This window comes from Mediterraneibacter massiliensis, assembly GCF_001487105.1.
In the GTDB taxonomy this organism is placed as follows: domain Bacteria; phylum Bacillota; class Clostridia; order Lachnospirales; family Lachnospiraceae; genus Mediterraneibacter; species Mediterraneibacter massiliensis.
The window spans coordinates 90374-109817 of the sequence record NZ_LN912999.1 but is presented as its reverse complement, the minus strand read 5'-3'; the positions used below and the strand labels follow the sequence as shown (position 1 = coordinate 109817).

At 42.4% G+C, this 19444-nt stretch carries 16 protein-coding genes; 7 read left to right on the top strand and 9 right to left on the bottom strand.

The genetic code is table 11. The features are described from left to right. Window positions 1-96 precede the first annotated feature (96 nt). Window positions 97-1689: an L-serine ammonia-lyase, iron-sulfur-dependent, subunit alpha gene (locus tag BN3282_RS00520; protein WP_059066200.1), complete on the bottom strand. Its 1593-nt coding sequence runs from the start codon at window positions 1687-1689 to the stop codon at window positions 97-99. A gap of 168 nt (window positions 1690-1857) precedes the next feature. On the opposite strand from BN3282_RS00520, the gene BN3282_RS00515 reads away from it, so the two are divergent. Continuing rightward, window positions 1858-2415 carry a helix-turn-helix domain-containing protein gene (locus BN3282_RS00515; RefSeq protein WP_059066199.1) on the top strand — a complete coding sequence of 186 codons (558 nt, stop codon included), beginning with the start codon at window positions 1858-1860 and terminating at the stop codon, window positions 2413-2415. Window positions 2416-2646: 231 nt separating this feature from the next. Then, window positions 2647-4236, top strand: coding sequence for a BCCT family transporter (locus BN3282_RS00510; RefSeq protein WP_082667410.1), 1590 nt, complete (start codon window positions 2647-2649; stop codon window positions 4234-4236). Window positions 4237-4300: 64 nt separating this feature from the next. On the opposite strand, the gene BN3282_RS00505 is transcribed toward BN3282_RS00510, so the two are convergent. The 7 genes from BN3282_RS00505 to BN3282_RS00470 all read right to left on the bottom strand — a co-directional run bounded on the left by BN3282_RS00505 (window position 4301) and on the right by BN3282_RS00470 (window position 12861). Beyond that, complete coding sequence (locus BN3282_RS00505; protein WP_082667409.1) at window positions 4301-5332, bottom strand: acyltransferase; 1032 nt, start codon at window positions 5330-5332, stop codon at window positions 4301-4303. Next, complete coding sequence (locus BN3282_RS00500; protein WP_059066198.1) at window positions 5295-6554, bottom strand: Y-family DNA polymerase; 1260 nt, start codon at window positions 6552-6554, stop codon at window positions 5295-5297. The genes BN3282_RS00505 and BN3282_RS00500 overlap by 38 nt, the downstream gene beginning before the upstream one ends. Continuing rightward, window positions 6551-9148, bottom strand: coding sequence for an ATP-dependent chaperone ClpB (gene clpB, locus BN3282_RS00495; protein ID WP_059066197.1), 2598 nt, complete (start codon window positions 9146-9148; stop codon window positions 6551-6553). The genes BN3282_RS00500 and clpB overlap by 4 nt, the downstream gene beginning before the upstream one ends. 228 nt (window positions 9149-9376) lie before the next feature. Then, complete coding sequence (locus BN3282_RS00490; RefSeq protein ID WP_059066196.1) at window positions 9377-9868, bottom strand: hypothetical protein; 492 nt, start codon at window positions 9866-9868, stop codon at window positions 9377-9379. 10 nt (window positions 9869-9878) lie between these two features. Next, entirely contained in the window at window positions 9879-11360 is a 1482-nt protein-coding gene (locus tag BN3282_RS00485) for an RNA-binding domain-containing protein (RefSeq protein WP_059066195.1), read from the bottom strand. A 367-nt stretch (window positions 11361-11727) separates the two neighbouring features. Then, on the bottom strand, window positions 11728-12042 hold the full coding sequence (locus tag BN3282_RS00475) for a hypothetical protein (RefSeq protein WP_242866568.1): 315 nt from the start codon (window positions 12040-12042) through the stop codon (window positions 11728-11730). Window positions 12043-12141: 99 nt separating this feature from the next. Then, window positions 12142-12861, bottom strand: coding sequence for a helix-turn-helix transcriptional regulator (locus BN3282_RS00470; RefSeq protein WP_059066194.1), 720 nt, complete (start codon window positions 12859-12861; stop codon window positions 12142-12144). A gap of 215 nt (window positions 12862-13076) precedes the next feature. On the opposite strand from BN3282_RS00470, the gene BN3282_RS00465 reads away from it, so the two are divergent. The 5 genes from BN3282_RS00465 to BN3282_RS00445 all read left to right on the top strand — a co-directional run bounded on the left by BN3282_RS00465 (window position 13077) and on the right by BN3282_RS00445 (window position 18674). Beyond that, complete coding sequence (locus BN3282_RS00465; RefSeq protein ID WP_242866567.1) at window positions 13077-13760, top strand: ABC transporter ATP-binding protein; 684 nt, start codon at window positions 13077-13079, stop codon at window positions 13758-13760. Window positions 13761-13774: 14 nt separating this feature from the next. Next, window positions 13775-14617, top strand: coding sequence for an ABC transporter permease (locus BN3282_RS00460; RefSeq protein WP_059066193.1), 843 nt, complete (start codon window positions 13775-13777; stop codon window positions 14615-14617). 305 nt (window positions 14618-14922) lie between these two features. Beyond that, window positions 14923-15546 (top strand): GntR family transcriptional regulator, encoded by a 624-nt coding sequence (locus tag BN3282_RS00455; RefSeq protein ID WP_082667408.1) that lies wholly within the window; start codon window positions 14923-14925, stop codon window positions 15544-15546. A gap of 35 nt (window positions 15547-15581) precedes the next feature. Further along, entirely contained in the window at window positions 15582-17468 is a 1887-nt protein-coding gene (locus BN3282_RS14495) for a glycine betaine ABC transporter substrate-binding protein (RefSeq protein WP_082667407.1), read from the top strand. Between the two features lie 15 nt (window positions 17469-17483). Next, window positions 17484-18674, top strand: coding sequence for a quaternary amine ABC transporter ATP-binding protein (locus BN3282_RS00445; protein ID WP_059066191.1), 1191 nt, complete (start codon window positions 17484-17486; stop codon window positions 18672-18674). Between the two features lie 105 nt (window positions 18675-18779). On the opposite strand, the gene BN3282_RS00440 is transcribed toward BN3282_RS00445, so the two are convergent. Further along, window positions 18780-19439, bottom strand: coding sequence for a YczE/YyaS/YitT family protein (locus BN3282_RS00440; protein WP_059066190.1), 660 nt, complete (start codon window positions 19437-19439; stop codon window positions 18780-18782). Window positions 19440-19444 lie beyond the last annotated feature (5 nt).

Here is a 19444-nt window from a genome sequence, read left to right as displayed (position 1 = left end):
TCTATGATATTTCTGTATGTATTCTTTATCTCATCTATATTTTATGTCAGGAGGTCCGCTTTTCGAAAAACATACTTGCTTATATAGAACTCCCTATCATCTGCGGTTATCTCTTTCTTCCTGCTCTCTGGCAAGTTTCTGTCCACACGGCGTAGTACATAAACCTCCATTACACGTACATCTGAGCTCGCTCGGAAGCTGTCGCCCTACCCGGAACAACGTCTCCGCGGTTTGATCAAGCGGAATCAGCGGATCAAATCCGCCCATGATCATATTTGCCGATACAACCGCATTTGCGATTGCGATCGCATTTCTATTAATACAAGGCACCTGTACCAGACCTGCCAGCGGGTCACAAATTGTCCCAAGAATATTCTGCACCGCGCAGGATGCCGCCATACAGGACTGAAGCGCAGAACCGCCCATAAGATATACCAGCCCGCCTGCTGCCATCCCTGAAGCCGCCCCCGGTTCAACCTGGCATCCGTAAAGTTCCGCGGAATAGTTGCAGTCTTTGCTCATGACGATTCCGATAATGGAGGTTACGAACATAGCGCGAATCTTTTCTTCTTTTGTCAATCCGAGATGATTTGCCACTCCCAGTATTGCCCCCGGGAATACTCCGGCGGAACCGCCCGTAGGCGCGCACAAAACTACTCCCATCGCGCTGGAGTATTCCATCGTCGCGGTTCCCCATGGAACAGCCGTGTTCAGTACTCCCATGTCCAGCGCTTTTGGATCTGTCTTGATATATTGCTCTACTTTCCCAGATGTAGGTTCAATAATTCCTGCCATATCTATGTCGCCTTTTAATGCTTCTTTGGAGCTGTGTTCCATTGTCTCAACCACATATTCCATATACTCCCAGACCTGATCATATGTCCAGCCGGCACGCGACATTTCGTAATCGATCGCAAGTTCCCAGAGTTCTTTTCCTTCTGTCTGTGCCGCTTTCAGCATTTCCTCGGCGCTCACAAAAGGCAGTTCTGCCGTGCGGTTTGAGGGTACAACCAATACCGGCTCTACTTCCATAACTTCTGTCACATGCTCTATCGAACGGATTGTTTCAAGAACCGTCTCTTCATATTTACATTTTTGCTTTATGTTGATCATGCCTTGCCCATTGACTGTAGAAACAGAAACCCCTTCGTTTGAAGGGAACATAGCGCAAACCTTGTTTTTGATCTCCTCGTTCTCCTTTTCCGCACTGTCTGTACGAATAATCAATTCATAGCAGTCGCCTACAATCGCCACTTCAAAACCGTCTATTTCCAGTAATTTTACCGTACCGCCCCCTGTAGAATCTGAAAATACCACGACTTTTCTCCCCTCTGTATTTTCTAAGGTAAGATGAGAAATATTCGGGACCACAGGCGCAAAATCTTCAATCACAAACTGTATCTCTACCCCTGCTTCTTCTGCTTCTTTAAATGCTCTTCGCAGACGCGGATCCTCCGGCCGTCTGCCAAGGAGTCCGTTCACGTACCCCATATCCGAACGCTGTCCTTTGTACATCTGTGTATAAGCGCCATCCTTTGCAAAAGCTATTGTCGCTTTCTTTAATTTTCCCGGAAGAAGCTGCTGCGCGAGATAACCGATACGGGAGGGGCCGCAGGTATGGGAACTGGAAGGTCCTACCATAGTAGGTCCTACAATGTCATTGAAGATACTGGGATTTTGCCTTTTCATAATTACTACCTCCGTTTTTTTAATTTATATGAAATTTGTTGAAATAATTATATAATTATGAAATATTAAAATCAACCCCTATTTATAAAAAAATGTTTTTTTGTAGAATTTTTCTGGTTTTTATTATAAAATAAAAAATAAATTAAATTTATATTGGAGGAAAACAAAATGATAAATAACGTAGGCGCACGCCTGCGCCATATTCGAAAAAGCAAAGGACTTACCTTATCTGAGGTAGCACAAAGAACAAACATGTCCATCGGATTTTTAAGCAATCTGGAAAGAGATATCAGCAGCCCTACTTTGGACAGCCTTTGGCATATATGCGAAGCGCTGGATATATCCCTGATCAAGCTGCTGGAAACCTCTGATGGCGACGGCAGACTCATCCGCGCGGATGAACGCGAGATCATCCTGAAACACAATAATTCCGCTAAATACGAAACTATCAATTTCGGCGACGATAAAATGGAGGGGATTCTGATTACGTTAGAGCCAAAATGCGAATACGCTCGTCCATGGAAACATTCTTATGAAGAACTGGGCCTTGTGCTTGAAGGGGAACTTACCATTCTGTTTGAGGAAGAAGAATACCTTCTGCACGAAGGAGACGCTTTTTATGTAGAAGCAAAAAAAATGCACAGTCTCAGCAACCATGCGGATATTCCCTGCGTAAGTTATTGGGTAAAAAGAAACCCCGGCAATTCTGAAGATACCTCTCTGTGAAAACATAAAACCGATTACTATACCAAGCCGCACTAAAATAAGTGTGGTTTTTTATTTTATATGAAAAACCACATTCAGATAACTATTTTTGTAAAATTTCTTGACATTTTATTTTTATAATTATATATTTAAAATATACTTTACATGATTATGAAATTTTTTTCATAAAATTCATGTATCTATAAGCCGGCTGTTAATGAAACGATAGTTATCACCATTTAGGAGGAGATTATGAAAAAACAAAAAAGCAGTTCTTCATTGAACTTGGTCGCATTTGTTCCGGCTATGATTATTCTTGCTATTTTTTTAATCGTAGGATTTCTCTCGCAAGACAAGTTAGCGACCTTTTTAGACACTCTGTTTGTAGGCCTTACCGACAATCTTGGCTGGTATATCAATCTTTTGGCGTTATTCTGCCTCATTTTAATTCTTGTATTTGTCATCTATAAATATGGCGATATACGAATCGGAGGCAAAGACGCAAAACCTGAATTTAAAACTTTTAACTGGTGCGCGATGACTATATGCAGCGGTATCGGAACCGGTCTTTTATTCTGGGGTATGGGAGAACCGATTTACCACTTCATGCAGCCGCCTGTAGCCGCCAATGTAGAGCCGGGTTCACGTTCGGCAGCTATTTTTGCTGTCTCACAGGCAATGTGGGGCTGGTCTTTTGTTCAATATGCCATTTATACTCTTATTGCGGTTGCATTTGCCGTCGTTACATATAACCTGAAGAAAAAACTTTCTTTTGGTTCATTGATAGAAGGCATTTTCAAACGCAAGATTCCATGGCTTGAATCTCTTATACATGGAATTCTTATTCTTTGTATGTGTCTTGCCATGGCAAATTCCATGGGCGTCGGACTTTTACAGATCGCGGCCGGATTAGAAGCAGCGTTTCATATTCCCCAGTCCGCAATTATTTTTGCAGTCATCGCCGTTATCATGGCGGTTGTCTTCATTCTCTCTTGTGTTTCCGGATTAGGCACAGGTTTGAAAAAAATTTCTTCCATTACTATTTATCTTTTTATTGCTTTGATGGTTTATGTATTAATCTTCGGAGATACACAATTCATCGGAAAAATCACAGCAGAAGCTTTTGGAGATTTATTGAATAATATGCCTTCAAAAACAACCATTTTGAATACTATGGCTCCTTCTGATACATGGTCCGCCGACTGGATCTTACAATACTGGTGCCAGTTCTTTGTATTCGGTACTCTTATCGGTATGTTTCTGAGCCGTATGGCAAAAGGACGGACCGTACGTGAATTTGTGCTCGTCAACGTGCTGGTTCCATCTTTATTCTGCTGTATATGGATCGGTATTTTCGGGGGCATGACGATTTCTCTGCAGATTAACGGAATCGTTGATGTATGGGAGGCTGTAAACACACTCGGAATGCAGACTACTATTTTCCAGATCATAGGCTCTCTGCCATTTGGCTCTATTATAACTCTCATCTTTCTTGTTACGATTTGTTTTTCTTTTTGTACATTGGCAGATCCCATGGCCTCCGCGGTATCTACTATTTCCATCCGCAATGCTTCTGTCAATGATGAACCGCCGCGTAAGATCAAAATTCTCGTCGGCGTTATTATGACCGCCGCTGCTTTTATTCAGGTAGAAAGCGGAGGAACCAGCAATGTACGGGGTATGTATATAGTCATTGGAATCATCACTTCCTTTATCGTCATACTCTGTGTCACAGCAGCCTTTAAATTCTGCCATCAATGCGTAGATAAAGCAAATTGGGGCGTAACAGACCGTTTGGAAGGCGACGTGCTCAAGAAATCCTCTTCTGACGACATCTCTTAAAAGATACGTAAGCAAGGCTGCCGCAAAAGTTCGGATACTTTTGTCGGCAGCCTTTTGTATAGTTTTATGTTATCTTTCTTCCCCATGCGCATTTTCGCAATAGAAAAATACAGACATACGAGACCGCCGCGATTCCACAGATCAGAAGCGGGACTGCTGCCCATGCTGTAAGATCGGCGGGTTCTATATATTTCTTATATGTATCTAAAAACAGAATATGCACCAGATAGATGCCAAAAGAACAGGAACAGATCTTCTCTATCCTTTTCTTACTCTTTTCTGCTGGTTCAAAATGACATCTTCGAAAGCGAATCATCCAGAGAAAAAATGCGGCAGATCCTGCTACCAAAAACGGACATCCATATTCCAGGATCCGCTCATAGTGTTCTCCGGCATTTACCGTCACCCACACGGTGATTCCGTATACCGCTGCCATATTTCCCACAAACAGAAGCAACGCCGCTTTCTGGCTGATCTGGATATGTTTTCTATATCTGTATATATAATATCCGATAAAAACATAAAACATATACACCTTATCTCCGACCAAAGGCAGATCGTAATAGGCTTCTTCATGGAGCAGAGAAGAAATATAGTTGAACACCGTCGTTATACTGATAAGAACCAAAAAAGCATATTCCAGCTTCATTCCCATAAATCTGCACATAATCTGGAGAAATGGCAGCACCATATAGATCGGTATCATTGCATATAAATACCATAGATGCGGCTCTGTAGGCACATACAGGATATCACGCAGGCGATACGGAGTTTTCATGTAAACTGTATTCCATATATAATAGAGTATGCTCCACACCACCAGCACGATCACAAACCGCATAAGCCGCTTCACATGTTTTTCAAGTGTTTCTTCCCTTCCAAGTAAAAGAGCTCCTGTGATCATAAAAAAGCACGGAACACTGACTCGTGCCACTGTATTAAGCGCCAGAGAAAAGCCATATTCTCCTGCTGAAATTTCATCATATGCGCGACAGAAATAATTCGTCACATGAATCGCGATCACGGAAAAAAATGAGAATATCCGTACTATTTCCAGATTATAATCCCTTTTCTTTATTCTTTGCTTTCCCTGCATTTTTTTCTTCTTTCTGTTGATTTTTCTTTTTCAAAAACGTCCCTTTTATCACAGCACCTTTTCCAAACCGTGCGTTTAATTCCTCCACAGCCGCATTAAGTTTCTTATGTTTTTCATCTAAAGGCTTGGGAATCTCCATATCGAAGATGGTGATCTGCTCTGGTTCCGTCTCGTCTACCAATTTTGCTGTGCGGATTCCTAAGAGCCGTACAGGATCTCCGTTCCATGTCTCCTGAAACAAACGACAAGCGGTCTCGTATAGGACAGACGGCTCATTTGTGGGTCTATCCACCTGCATCTGGTGAGAAATGGTCTGAAAATTATAATATTTGATTTCCATGCTGACCATGTACGCCTTCTGCCCTGCCTTTTTCAGTCGTCTTCCCACACTGTCTGCCAGGCTTTTAAACACTTCTTTTACTTCCTCAAAGGTTCTTGCGTCTGTCGACAGAGTTGTAGAGTTCCCGATTCCCTTTGCCTCAGTCTGTTCCGCCTGCACCTTGGAATGATCGATCCCGTTTGCGAACTCCCAGAGCATCCGCCCATGGCTTTTCAAATGCGCAGTGATCAGGCGTACATCTGCCTGTGCCAGATCCCCGATCGTCTGTATTTCCAGTTTTTTTAAAGTCTCCACACTGGAATGCCCTGCCATATACAAATCCCCGATCGGCAGAGGCCACATTTTCACCGGGATTTCCTCTGGGAATAATGTGTGCACTTTATCCGGCTTTTCAAAATCCGATGCCATTTTTGCCAAAAGTTTGTTGGCAGAGATTCCTATATTCACAGTAAATCCAAACTTGTCACGGATCCCATTTTTTATCTCAAAAGCCGCGTCCACGGAAGAATGATAGTATTTTGCGATAGAAGTAAAATCCATATAACACTCGTCTATGCTGACCTGCTCGATTTCTTTCGTAAATGTCCGAAGATACTCGATCAGTTCCCTGCTTTTCTCTCTGTACACAGTATGCTCCGGCGGCTTCATGACAAGATTCGGACACTTACGAAAGGCATTCGCAACAGGTTCCCCTGTGCGGATGCCATATCTTTTCGCAGGCAGCGACTTTGCCAGTACCACGCCCCGGCGTGCCTTCTGGTCGCCGCCGATGATAGCCGGTATCAAACGCAAGTCCTGCTCTGCGCCTTTTTTCAGTTGTTCCACTGCTGTCCAGCTTAAATAAGCCGAGTTGACATCAATATGGAAGATGGTAGGTTTCATGAAACGACCTGTCCTTTCACACTTGCCGCTAATTTACCATCTGCAACATCGATCACGATAGTATCTTCTCTACCTACATTTCCGGCAAGGATCATTCTCGCTGCCAATGTCTCTACATTTTTCTGCAGATATCTCTTAAGCGGTCTCGCCCCATACATCGGATCATATCCGCCTTCCACGACAAAATTCTTTGCCGCATCTGTCAAGGCGATCTTCAGTTCTTTTTCTTCCAGACGCCTATTCACGTCTGCCACTAACAAATCAATAATCGCATGAATATTTGTTTTCGTCAATGGCTTAAACATGATTATTTCATCCAAACGGTTTAAAAACTCTGGTCTGAAATGTGCCCTTAGATCCTGCATGACCATTTCCTGACTTTTTTCCTCTATCGTCCCATCCTCTCGTATTCCTTCCAGAAGATATCCGGCTCCAATGTTAGATGTCATGATCAGGATCGTATTTTTAAAATCTACCGTACGTCCCTGTGAATCCGTAATACGCCCGTCATCTAATACTTGAAGCAGTACATTAAATACATCCGGATGAGCCTTTTCGATCTCATCAAACAAAACGACAGAATATGGCTTTCTTCTGACAGCTTCTGTAAGCTGTCCGCCTTCATCATATCCGACATATCCCGGAGGCGCTCCGATCAAACGAGACACGGAATATTTTTCCATATATTCACTCATGTCTATACGTACCATATTGTTCTCGTCATCAAAGAGATCTTCCGCAAGCGCCTTAGCAAGTTCCGTCTTTCCTACTCCGGTAGGACCCAGGAACAAGAAAGAACCAATTGGCTTGGAAGGATCTTTGATTCCTGCTTTGGAACGGATGATCGCTTCTGTTACAAGTTCTACACCTTCCTCCTGTCCGATCACACGTTTATGCAGTTCGTCTGCCAGATGCAGTGTTTTATTCCGCTCGCTTTCATTTAACTTTGCTACTGGAATCCCCGTCCATCTGGATATGATCCTGGCGATCTCTTCCTCTGTGACAGCTTCATGTACCAGACTTAAATCCTTTGCCTTTACCTTTTCTTCTTCCTCTTCCAGCTGTTTTTGCAGCTGCGGAAGCCGTCCGTACTGTAATTCTGCCGCTTTATTCAGATCGTATTCTCTCTGCGCTTTCTGAATTTCTTTGTTTACCTGCTCTATCTCCTCACGGATCTTTTGCACATGCTCTACTGACGTTTTTTCATTTTCCCACTGTACTTTCTTCCCTGCATATTCTTCTTTCAGTTCGGAAAGTTCTTCCTGTAAATGCTCCAGCCGTTCTCTGCTTAAACGGTCGTCCTCTTTTTTCAAAGCTTCCTCTTCAATTTCCAGCTGCATGACACGTCGTCTGAGCTCATCTAATTCCGTCGGCATGGAATCCAATTCTGTCTTGATCAGAGCGCATGCCTCGTCTACCAGATCGATTGCTTTGTCCGGAAGAAAACGATCGGATATATACCGATTGGACAAAGTCGCAGCTGCTACAAGCGCACTGTCAGTAATCTTCACACCATGAAAGACTTCATAACGTTCCTTTAGTCCCCGCAGAATAGAGATTGCGTCCTCCACTGTCGGTTCTTCCACCATGACAGGTTGGAACCGGCGTTCCAACGCCGCGTCTTTCTCAATATACTGCCGGTATTCATCTAAGGTTGTCGCTCCGATACAATGCAGTTCTCCTCTTGCAAGCATTGGCTTTAACATATTGCCTGCATCCATGGCGCCGTCTGTCTTCCCCGCGCCCACGATCGTATGCAGTTCATCAATAAACAGGATGATCTTCCCATCGCTATTCTTGACTTCTTCCAGAACTGCCTTTAAACGTTCTTCAAATTCTCCTCGATATTTTGCGCCGGCAACCAAAGCGCCCATATCCAGTGAAAAGATGGTTTTTTCTTTTAACCCCTCCGGCACATCTCCGCTCACGATCCTCTGCGCAAGTCCTTCTACTACTGCCGTTTTCCCTACGCCGGGTTCTCCTATCAAGACCGGGTTGTTCTTCGTCTTACGGGATAAGATGCGGACAACATTACGTATCTCTTCGTCTCGTCCGATAACCGGATCCAATTTCTGCTCCCGTGCTCTTTCCACTAAATCCTGTCCGTATTTATTCAGTGTATCATAGGTCGCCTCCGGATTGTCGCTTGTCACTTTCTGATTGCCTCGTACAGTGGACAATGCCTGTAAAAACCCTTCCCGGCTGATACCAAATTCTCTGAAAAGTGGTTTTACCTCCCTACCGGCATATTTCAAAAGAGACAAAAACAAATGCTCCACAGAGACATATTCATCCCCCATCTGCTTTGCCTCATCCTCCGCATGGATCAGAACATTATTTAACTCCTGTCCTACAAATACCTGCCCGCCCTGCACTTTCGGACGTTTGCGCAGCAACTCCTCTGTGCGGTTTACAAACAGCGTTCCCTGGATGCTCATTTTTTCTAGTAATTTTAAGATCAGGCTGTCATCTTGTGTCACAAGGGCATACAAAAGATGCTCCTGGGCAAGTTCCTGATTTCCATAATCATATGCTAATTTTTCACAGGACTGTACTGCCTGCATAGATTTTTGTGTAAATTTATTTATATTCATAGCAACTCCTCCTTTACTGATGGTTTCATTGTTCTATTAGTAATATAGCAGTCATTATTAGCACTGTCAATAGGTGAGTGCTAGTATTTTCGTATAAATTTTGTGAAGCCCTTTAAAATCATAATTAGGAAATCGCTACGGCATTAACTAAAAAAATCAAACTCGTCCACTGCAAATCCAATCCGGCACGGAACACACTGCGGAGAATCATATTTGACTGTGCGTCTTTCAAGCCACAGATTGCCGCCATGACAGCCATGTGTAACTGTGCCGGTGTTCCGGAACTTTATTCTGTGTGCTGACTTTCAAACGACGGTCTTTCGCATTGAAATAAGCACGGTAATTCTTGACCTGCTTCCGCATGGCCGGATTCGATGCAAGCCCCATCTCATCCATCCAGATGGAAATCAGGTCTGCCCGGAACTCCTCACTGTAAAGCTCCACATCCAGAAGCCAGTTATCATCCGGGCGGTTATAGACACACGGACTGTAAACCAGATAATTTGTGGTCAAATCATCTACTGAAAAGTGTTTTTTTACAGAAAACGCATTATTTCCAATCAGAACAATCACCTTTGCATTTTCCAAAACCACTTCGTCCAGCTTATCTTCAAATTCCTTATCTTCATCGTACCAGAAGATGATACGACGCTGATAAAACTCCGGGAGAGGTGCAGCAAATCTACGGTTCAAGTCTTGTATTATTTTGTCTGTATCCATGCTGCTCCTCCTACCTTATAATTGTCCAATTTGCTTTTCGTTTTGTTCCGCTCTGTACCAATATGCCTTTTTCCTGTAAAGAAGCAAACATTCGAGAAACCGTTCTTTTCGACATGCCTATCTCTTCTGCATAATATGCCTGTGTTGCAGACGGATTTTTCTCTATAATCTGCAACAATTTTTCTATCTGTGCTTGTTCTTTATTAAGTGGCACTTCAACGCCATTAATGCCATTTCCAGCATCATTAACGCCACAATCAACGCCATTAACGCCATTTTTAGTGTCATTGGCGTTAATCATGGCGTTATTTGTATCAACCTGACCTCGATAAATATTGATACGCAAATCAACCTCGCCACCAATAAACTCTGGTTCCCGCAGTCCGGCAGCTTTTACTTTATCAATAATTCTCGGAATACCGCTTCCCCAGTGCTCGATCAGATTCATATAAGCAAACGCATGAGCAAGAGCTTCATTTCTAATTTTAGAATAGCCTTCTTTCATACGCTCCATCGTTTGTCCCATTGGCAGCTTTCCTGGAGAAGTGATTTCCAATCGGTTATCATATACCGCAACCTGTATCGTACCATGATCCAAATAACTACGATGTACCATGGCATTGATAATTAGCTCACGAATGGCATCCGGCGGAATCTCATAAACATCCTGGCGGTAAATTCCCACAATAGTAGCACCCAAATGAATATTTCTAAGAACAAACTGAAATGCTTCGTCTATCTGCTTCCAAAGCGGACCTGTATATTCTCTACGATCAACAAAAACTGCTTTTGTTGTCCCTTTGAACACACCACATTGCGTTGCAACATGAAGTCCTCCGTTACCATTCAAAATAGCGAAAGCATTAGACGGATAATCTTTTCCATCACACTCAATTAAAATGCCCCAGGAACGCAACTGCTGTCTTCCCACATCTTTAATCGATACTTTCTGTTCCTCTGTACGGGCATTTTTGACTGCCTGTTCCTTCATAGCTTTGCAAAGGGCATCAATATCTTCATCTGTAACATTTAACCCAGTACATAAAGCCTGATCGTAGTAACGATTGCTACCCTCAAACAACAATTCTTTTATCATATACTCGTCAGCAAGGCGGGTAGTTCCGGCAACACGGACATATACACCGCCATCTCTGCCAAGAGCTTTGACATAATATGGCCGCTGTCTGCCCTCAGAAACCTCTACCACAATAACAGTTTTACCATCAACCGTCTGTAACGTAATATCCGGGATAATTGCCGGTTCACAGCTGTCTGATACGGCATTGGCAATGGCATCCATTTTCTTGAACACATCTTCCTTGTCAAAGCCAACAACCTCTCTGGTTTTATCGGCAATTCCGAAAATGATTTTCCCTCCGGTTCCATTTGCAAAGGCAACCACAGACTTCATATATTTGCTGCTTTTCTCCGGCAGATTTTCCTTGAACTCCACATTCTTCGATTCTCCTGTAAGAATTTCTTCTATAGTCATTGTTAACACCTCGCTTTCAATTCGCTACGCAGTGCATAGCCTTTTTATTATTTCATCTGATATTCCAGTCTTAGTTCCTCTGCAAGATACAGCTCGCTCATGCAGTGCATATCAAAAACACCGTCACGCATTACGCATTAGATGATAGACTTCGGAATGATAAATTTTCTGAAGCAAAATCGGGTTAGCTGTCATAGCCGGATTTTTGATTTTTTCGTCTATCATCATGTATCATCCTTTTCTTTATTTTACCAGAACTATTTTTCCTTTTCACATTGACCTTTTTCTCTTCAACACATATAATAATAGTAACTCATCTAACACGTTTAGAAGGAGAATCCGGTTTTCGCATTGCGATTACCGGTTTTTATTTTGTTTCTTTTTCTATCTCTTTTATGTAATTCTGATAATCTTTTTCACAATCTTTCTTGGCACTTACAAAAAATACTGGATAAGCTGTTATCAACTGCATCCTTTTTTCACTTTTCTTTTCAAGCACAGTCAGATAATCTAATTCTTCTTCCTGATAATGTATATACAAACGCTTTTTCTTCTTTGAATTTACTTTTTCCCAATAGTTTACCCACACATCATTTTCGTTATACAATTCAATAATTTCTATGATCCAACCTACACGTAATGCACGGTAAAGACATTTTGTGCGAACACCTCCATTATTCATTGTAATTTTAAGTAACTAATTGCCATTTTTCACCTCAATCTTATTTGCTTGAAATATCTGTTCACATTGTATTTACCATTATATCACAAAAAGCATATCTCAAGATTTTAGATAAACACTTTTATGAATTTCCAACAACCGGCTCATCACCTGCTCTATTGTTTCTTTATTTTCTTCATAGAATTTTTTCTCGGTATCATTTAGCGCATTTTCTTTTATTTGGATCTTATCTGTTTTTCCTATCGTACCCTTTATATTCCGATAATGATTTAACTGAACCTCAAATTCACTTCCATCATAAATAGTGATACTGATTTCTGTATCACCCATCCTGAAATCCGCATAGCTATTCTTGACATAAAAATCCTTTTTCAAAAAAGGCAATTTTTGATTTGGCAGTTGATAGCATACGTCGTCTCTCTCTAATTCGTAGATTTGTTTTTCCTTCACAAATCCTAATTGTTCCACTTTTGTCTTAAACGTCTGGTTCATGTTTCCTTCTGTTATTTTCCAATTGATAAAGATTACCGCAAAAATAAGAAAACATGCTGCCAGACACATTCCTAATATTTTAATTCCCTTTTTATATTTACTGTAAAAATCTATTTTTTCAACAAACTCTTTATCTTCATTCAACAGCTTATCCAAGGAAACATGATACGTATTACAAATATCGATCAACATCTGAAGATCCGGCAGACTTCTTTCATTTTCCCAGCTGGAAACTGTTTGTCGTGTCACACCAAACTTTAAACCATATTCCTCCTGTGTCATGTTCGATTCTGCCCGGGTTTGTTTTATCATTTCAGCAACTGTCATTTCCGTCTCCTTTTTCTGACTTTCATGCAAACTTCTAACTCAAGTATGCCACAATCCACATTTTCAGACAAGACAATCCCTCCTTACATCGATGTAAAGCAATCTTATCGTTCAGAAATGTCTTGTAAAGTTCTAAAAGCTTTCCTATCCGGAAATGATTCGGTATGCTTTCCGTAATAAAAGTGATCGCTCTAAAAAAAGAAAGGATGAATTTTATGCATACGATTGTTAGAACAAGAAATCTTTGTAAGCAATACAAAGAAACCACTGCCTTACACAATGTCTCCATCCATATTCCACAAGGGTCTATTTATGGCCTGATCGGAAATAATGGAGCCGGCAAGACAACTCTGCTGCGTATTTTAGCCAAACTGCAAACACAAACAGCAGGAACCATTATAAAATCTGAAGGATCTAAAATGGGTGCTCTAATAGAAGTTCCTGCTCTATATCCTACACTAAGCGCCCGCGGCAATTTAGAGTATCAGTTAAGAATCAGCGGTTATTCCAAAAAAGAATGTAAGAAAAAGATAAGAGAACTTCTTTCGCTTGTCCATCTAAAAGATTCAAGAAAATTAGTCATGCACTATTCACTGGGGATGAGACAACGGCTAGCCTTAGCCATGGCTCTTGTTAGTGAACCGGATTTTCTGATCCTGGACGAGCCTCTCAATGGATTGGATCCGGAAGGTATCAAAGATATACGCTCCATTCTCTTGGAATTGAATCAAAAATTCAATGTGACCATCCTGATTTCGAGCCATATCCTTGGAGAATTACAAAAAGTGGCGACTGATTATGGCTTTTTAAAAAATGGTATTCTCATTCGTGAATTTTCTTCATCTGAAATAGAAGATGAAGATCTTGAAGTATTTTACTTTAAAAATATTTTGTCCTAAAAGGAGGATTTGCAATGAAAAAATTATTATCCATGGAACTCAAACGGGCATTTCTTTCGCCTATATTATGGCTTGGAATTGCTGCGGTCATCGCTGTCGATATCTATACGATCCTTCTGACCGGTTACGGATACACTCGCTATGTAACCAGCACAGTATTTGATAATTCCGGTTTAATCTGCCTTATTATGTCTATTTTTATTTCATTACATATTGGTCACGACTTTGCAGCCCGTACGATCAACAATAAGATAACTGCCGGCTATTCCAGAAAACAGATTTATCTTACAGAAACAGGGATCAGCGCCGTCTGTTCTTCTGTTTTATTCATAGTTGATATTATTTTTATCTTTATATGTTCCAGCATGGAACATTTAGAATTCGGTGATCACGTAACGTATATTTCTTTTATACTCAATGCCGTCATCAGCCTGCTGTGTCTTATCACAATTTCCACCTTATTCACAATGATCGTCATGATCACACATAAACAGCTCATAAGCCTGGGTCTTGTCCTATTGCTTTCCCTGGCAATGTTGTCTTTTGGTGAAAATACAATTTCCCGTTTACGGCAAGATTCCGTTTGGACGGATCCGGTCACGAAAGAAACGGTTGATAATCCATTGTATATCAAAGGAATGAAAAGAACTGCCGCGACCTTCCATCTTATACTCTCACCGTTTGCCCAAGTACAATATGAACCTTCTATGCTGACAGAACCGGAAAATAAAGCGGCTAACTCTCTGCTCCTAAAAAATGCTCCCTACCATTTTGAATTCTGTATTTTTAATTTATTGGAACTAATGCTATTTTGTAAAATTGGGATAATTTTTTTTAAGAAACAAGATTTAAAATAACGATTCTTTCTATGTATGTATAATATATAATCCCCTTCGGGCACACCGCAACTCATGCCTTACAGGCTGGCGTGCTGCGCACGTCAAGGTATACCCATCCGGGCACACCGCAACTTATGCCTTACAGGCTGGCGTGCTGCGCACGTCAAGGTATACCCCTTCGGGCACACCGCAACTTATGCCTTACAGGCTGGCGTGCTGCGCACGTCAAGGTATAAAATTCTTATAAACTTTCTTGTTTTCCTTGACATCTGACAACCTTAGCTATAACATTAGGTTGTCAGTATTTTTAAATCAAGGAGCAAATGTATATGAGAATTTCAAAAAACACACCGGTTTACAGCCGCGTCGCGTATGATATTGCTTCTCAAATCGCAAACGGTAAACTTGCAGAAGGGCAGCGATTTTCAGGTCGTTCTTTAATGGCTTCACAGTATGCGGCATCATCCGAGACGATCCGCCGCGCCATGAACTTGCTTTCTAATATGCATATTATTGAGATCCAGCAAAATGTCGGGGCTACTGTTCTGTCCAGACAGCATGCCATTGCCTACGTAGAGCAGTATCAAGTCGATAATGATCTAAGAGCTTTGAAAGCTCGTCTTAAAGAACTCATTACCCAAAGAGATCAGTTGAATCAAGATATCAACGATACGTTTCTAAAAATCATGGAACTAGAGGAACGTTTCAAAGACAGCGACCAATTTCATACTTATGAATTTACCGTCCATGCCGAAAGCAAGGCAGCGGGCAAAACGCTCGAAGAGTTAAAATTCAGACAAAGTACAGGCGGCACTGTCGTTGCGGTCAGAAAGGACGGTAAAATACAGCTTTCTCCAGATTCCAAAACGGTCCTCAATAGTGGAGATATCCTTGTTGTCGCATGTAATGTAACCAGTATCAGCTATATAGCGGAGCTTGTTGGCTGATCTCACCTTTTACTATATTGTACAGGAGGTCCCTTATGAAAAAGATTTTATCACTCGCAGTCACCTCATTTCTGCTGACAGGTACCTTTTTTTCTTCTGTTCCTGCTATTGCCGCAAACGCCGCGGATACAAAAGAAAAACAGAAGATCGTATTTGCCGATGTAGGATGGGATTCTGTAAAATTAAATAATGCTATCGCCGGACTGATCGCCGAGGAAGTCTTTGGCTATACATGGGAGGAAATGCCAGGTTCTACTCCTATCACGCACGAAGCATTGATGAAAAACGAGATCGACGTCAATATGGAAGAATGGACGAATAACATTCCTACTTATCAAACAGATTTGGATAATGGTACTTTTACAGAGCTTAGCGTCAACTTTGACGATAATTATCAGGGATTATATATCCCCAAATATGTAGCAGAGGCATATCCTAATTTAAAAACAGTCCAAGATCTTGCTAATTACCCCGAACTTTTTCCAGATCCGGAAGACCCTTCCAAAGGAATCATTTATGGAGGAATACCCGGATGGGAAGCAACAGAGATCATGCAGAAAAAAATAGACGCCTATGGTCTGGATGCCTATTACAATTATCTGATTCCAGGCAGCAATGCCGCTTTAGACTCTACCATCACTTCCGCCTGGGATAATAAAGAACCTTTCGTCGCGTATTACTGGGAGCCGACCTGGCTGATGGGAAAATATGATCTTATCCTTCTCGATGACAGCCCCTATGATCCGGCTACCTATCACGATGGCATCGGTTCTTCCCCGGCAGTTACCGTCACCGTAGCCGCCAGCAATGCGTTCGCCCAATCTAATCCGGAATTTTGCACATTCCTATCGAATTATCACACCGGTTCTGCATTGATCAGCGAAGGGCTCGCCTATATGCAGAATCATGACCCCGACGATCATAAAGCAGCAGCTAAATGGCTGCTAAAACAGCATCCGGAATTGATCGAAGAATGGCTCACTCCAAAACAGGCAGAACTTCTAAATGCCAGTTTGCAAAAGGAAGCCGGCAGCAAAACTGGTGCGGACTGGCTGTTTCATTTTCCGTTTGTATATAAACCAGATACAACTTCCATCGATCATGGTGTCCGCTCTTTTGCCGTAGCAGCTGAATCTGTATTGAACGCCATTCAAAATGTGCTAAGCGGACTGGTCAATCTATTCAAATGGTTATTGTCGCACATTCCATGGTTTCTCCTTTTGTTTCTTGTATTTCTGTTGGGATGGAAAGTGCGCCGCAGGATACAAAACGGCATTTTATATGCGGTCATATTGAGTCTGGTGGGAATCGTAGGATATTGGGATGAAATGATTCTGACGCTTTCTATTGTGCTGGCAAGTGTTGTGATCGCACTTCTTTTAGGACTTCCAATAGGTATTTTAATCTCTGGCTCTCCCAAAGCCAACCGGATTATTCGTCCGATATTAGATACAATGCAGACAATGCCCGTATTTGTTTACCTGATCCCAGCACTTCTCTTATTTGGCATGGGGAATGCTTCTGCAGTGATAGCAACAGTCATTTATGCCATTGTACCTGTTATCCGTCTTACCAGCCTTGGTATACGTCAGGTCGATAAAGAAGTAGTGGAAGCGGCTCGTTCTTTCGGATCCACACGATGGCAGACTCTGTTCAAAGTCCAGATACCACAGGCAATCCCCACAATCATGACCGGAGTCAATCAAACACTGATGATGGCAATGGCAATGGTCGTCACCTGCTCTATGATCGGCGCTCGCGGTCTTGGGATGGAAGTATTAAACGCAGTCAACCGCATTGAGATCGGCCGCGGACTCATTGCTGGAAGCTGTGTCGTCATACTCGCCGTCGTACTTGACCGTCTGACGCAGGGATGGTTTAACAAAGGTACCGACAGTACCGGCAATGGAAACGAAGAATAAGAACAGGAGGGAAAAATGGGAATGATAGAACAAAAAGAAGCGATCATTGAAGTACAGCATGTAAGTAAATTATATGGTCTGAACAAACCAGAGGCTGCCCGTCTGATGGAGGCAGGCAGTGAAAAAAAAGAAGTACAGAAAAAAACCGGCGTATCGGTAGGATTATGGGATATTAATCTCCAGATCCCCCGTGGACAGATCTTTGTCATCATCGGCTTGTCAGGTTCTGGTAAATCCACACTGGTCCGCTGTTTTAACCGCTTAAATAAACCCACCTCCGGCTCGATCCTATTTGATGGGAAAGATCTGGCGAAACTGTCAAAAAAAGAACTGTTGGAATTCCGACGTAATAATATTTCCATGGTCTTTCAGTCTTTTGGTCTGATGAGCCACCGTGACGTACTGGGAAATGTCGCTTATGGACTTGAAGTCAAGGGAATATCCAGATCCGAGCGTGAAGAAAAAGCAATGGAGGTCATCTCTATGGTCGGGCTTTCAGGCTGGGAGCACCAATCCTGCAAAAACCTTTCCGGAGGAATGCGACAGCGTGTCGGCATCGCCCGTGCGCTTGCCAATGATCCCGACGTTTTACTGATGGATGAGCCCTTTTCTGCGCTTGACCCACTCGTACGTCAAGATATGCAGTTTGAGCTCCTCCAGATACAGCGGAAACTGAAAAAAACCGTTGTATTCATTACCCACGACATTGACGAGGCGTTTAAACTGGGGGATACAGTCGCGATCATGAAAGACGGCAAACTCGTACAGGTCGATACCCCGGAACAGATGAGCGAACATCCTGCGGACAAATATGTAGCGGCATTTATTGATAATGCAGATAAGTCTCGTGTACTGTCCGTTCACAATATCATGATCACACCAAAAGCACTCATCCAGACTGACGATGGTCCGGAACATGCTATCCGCGTCATGAACAAAAACGAACTTTCTACTGTATATGTCGTCGACAAAGATTTCCGGCTTGCAGGGGTCCTTACGATCAATGATGCCCTGCGTGCCAGAAAGGAGCATTTACCTATTACAGAAATTATGGAAAAAGAGATACCGATTGTGGATACAGATGCCCTGGTCGCCGATATTATGACACTTGCCGCCGAGGCGCGTTATCCAATCGCTGCTGTGGGCAAAGACGGACAGCTAAAAGGGATTGTAACAAAAGCAAAAGTTTTATCCTCACTGGCATAAAGCCAAAAATACCCTGACAAAGGGCACATTTCTTATCTTTGTGTCCCTGTCAGGGTATTATGTATTTTTCCCTTTTCTATATCCAATCTTCTTTGTGCTTCTGTCCTATAAACTAGGAAAACAACGCTGTATGATCCTCTTGCTCACAGGAAGAAACCTCTGTACAAGCGGTCCTGTTACAAGGGCTGCTGTAAGCGTCCCGATACCAAATATCCCGCCCATGAAAAGACCTGTCACAGTAAAGATCAGATCGCAGGTGATCCGCACCCATTTAAACTGGACTTTATGCCGTTTGTTTATCGTATCCGTCAGGATGATAGCCACCAGATCATTCGGTCCAGTTCCGGAATTGCTCTGGATCACAATGGACATGCCGAAACTTAAGACGACACACCCTAAGAACATGACAACAAAACGTACGCCCATAGATGAGGATGCCAAAACATCTTCCCCGAACAAAAATAAAAAGAAATCGATGATCCACCCTCCGCAGAATGCGCAGATCACTGTCCCCGGCTTTACATAGCCTTTGGTAAAAATAAGCATCAGCACCATCAGCAAGATCAATATGATCACATGGCAGGTTCCTATGGAAATCCCACATGTTTTCGCCAGTCCCTGGATAAAGATCGTAAACGTATCGGAACCTAATTCCGCGATTAAAAACAAGGTCACACCCAAATGGGCAATTACAAGGCCTATAAATAAAGTAAGCAGTCCTTCTGCCCACTGTATAGCTGTTCTTTTTGAAGTATCCTGCAGCATATAGT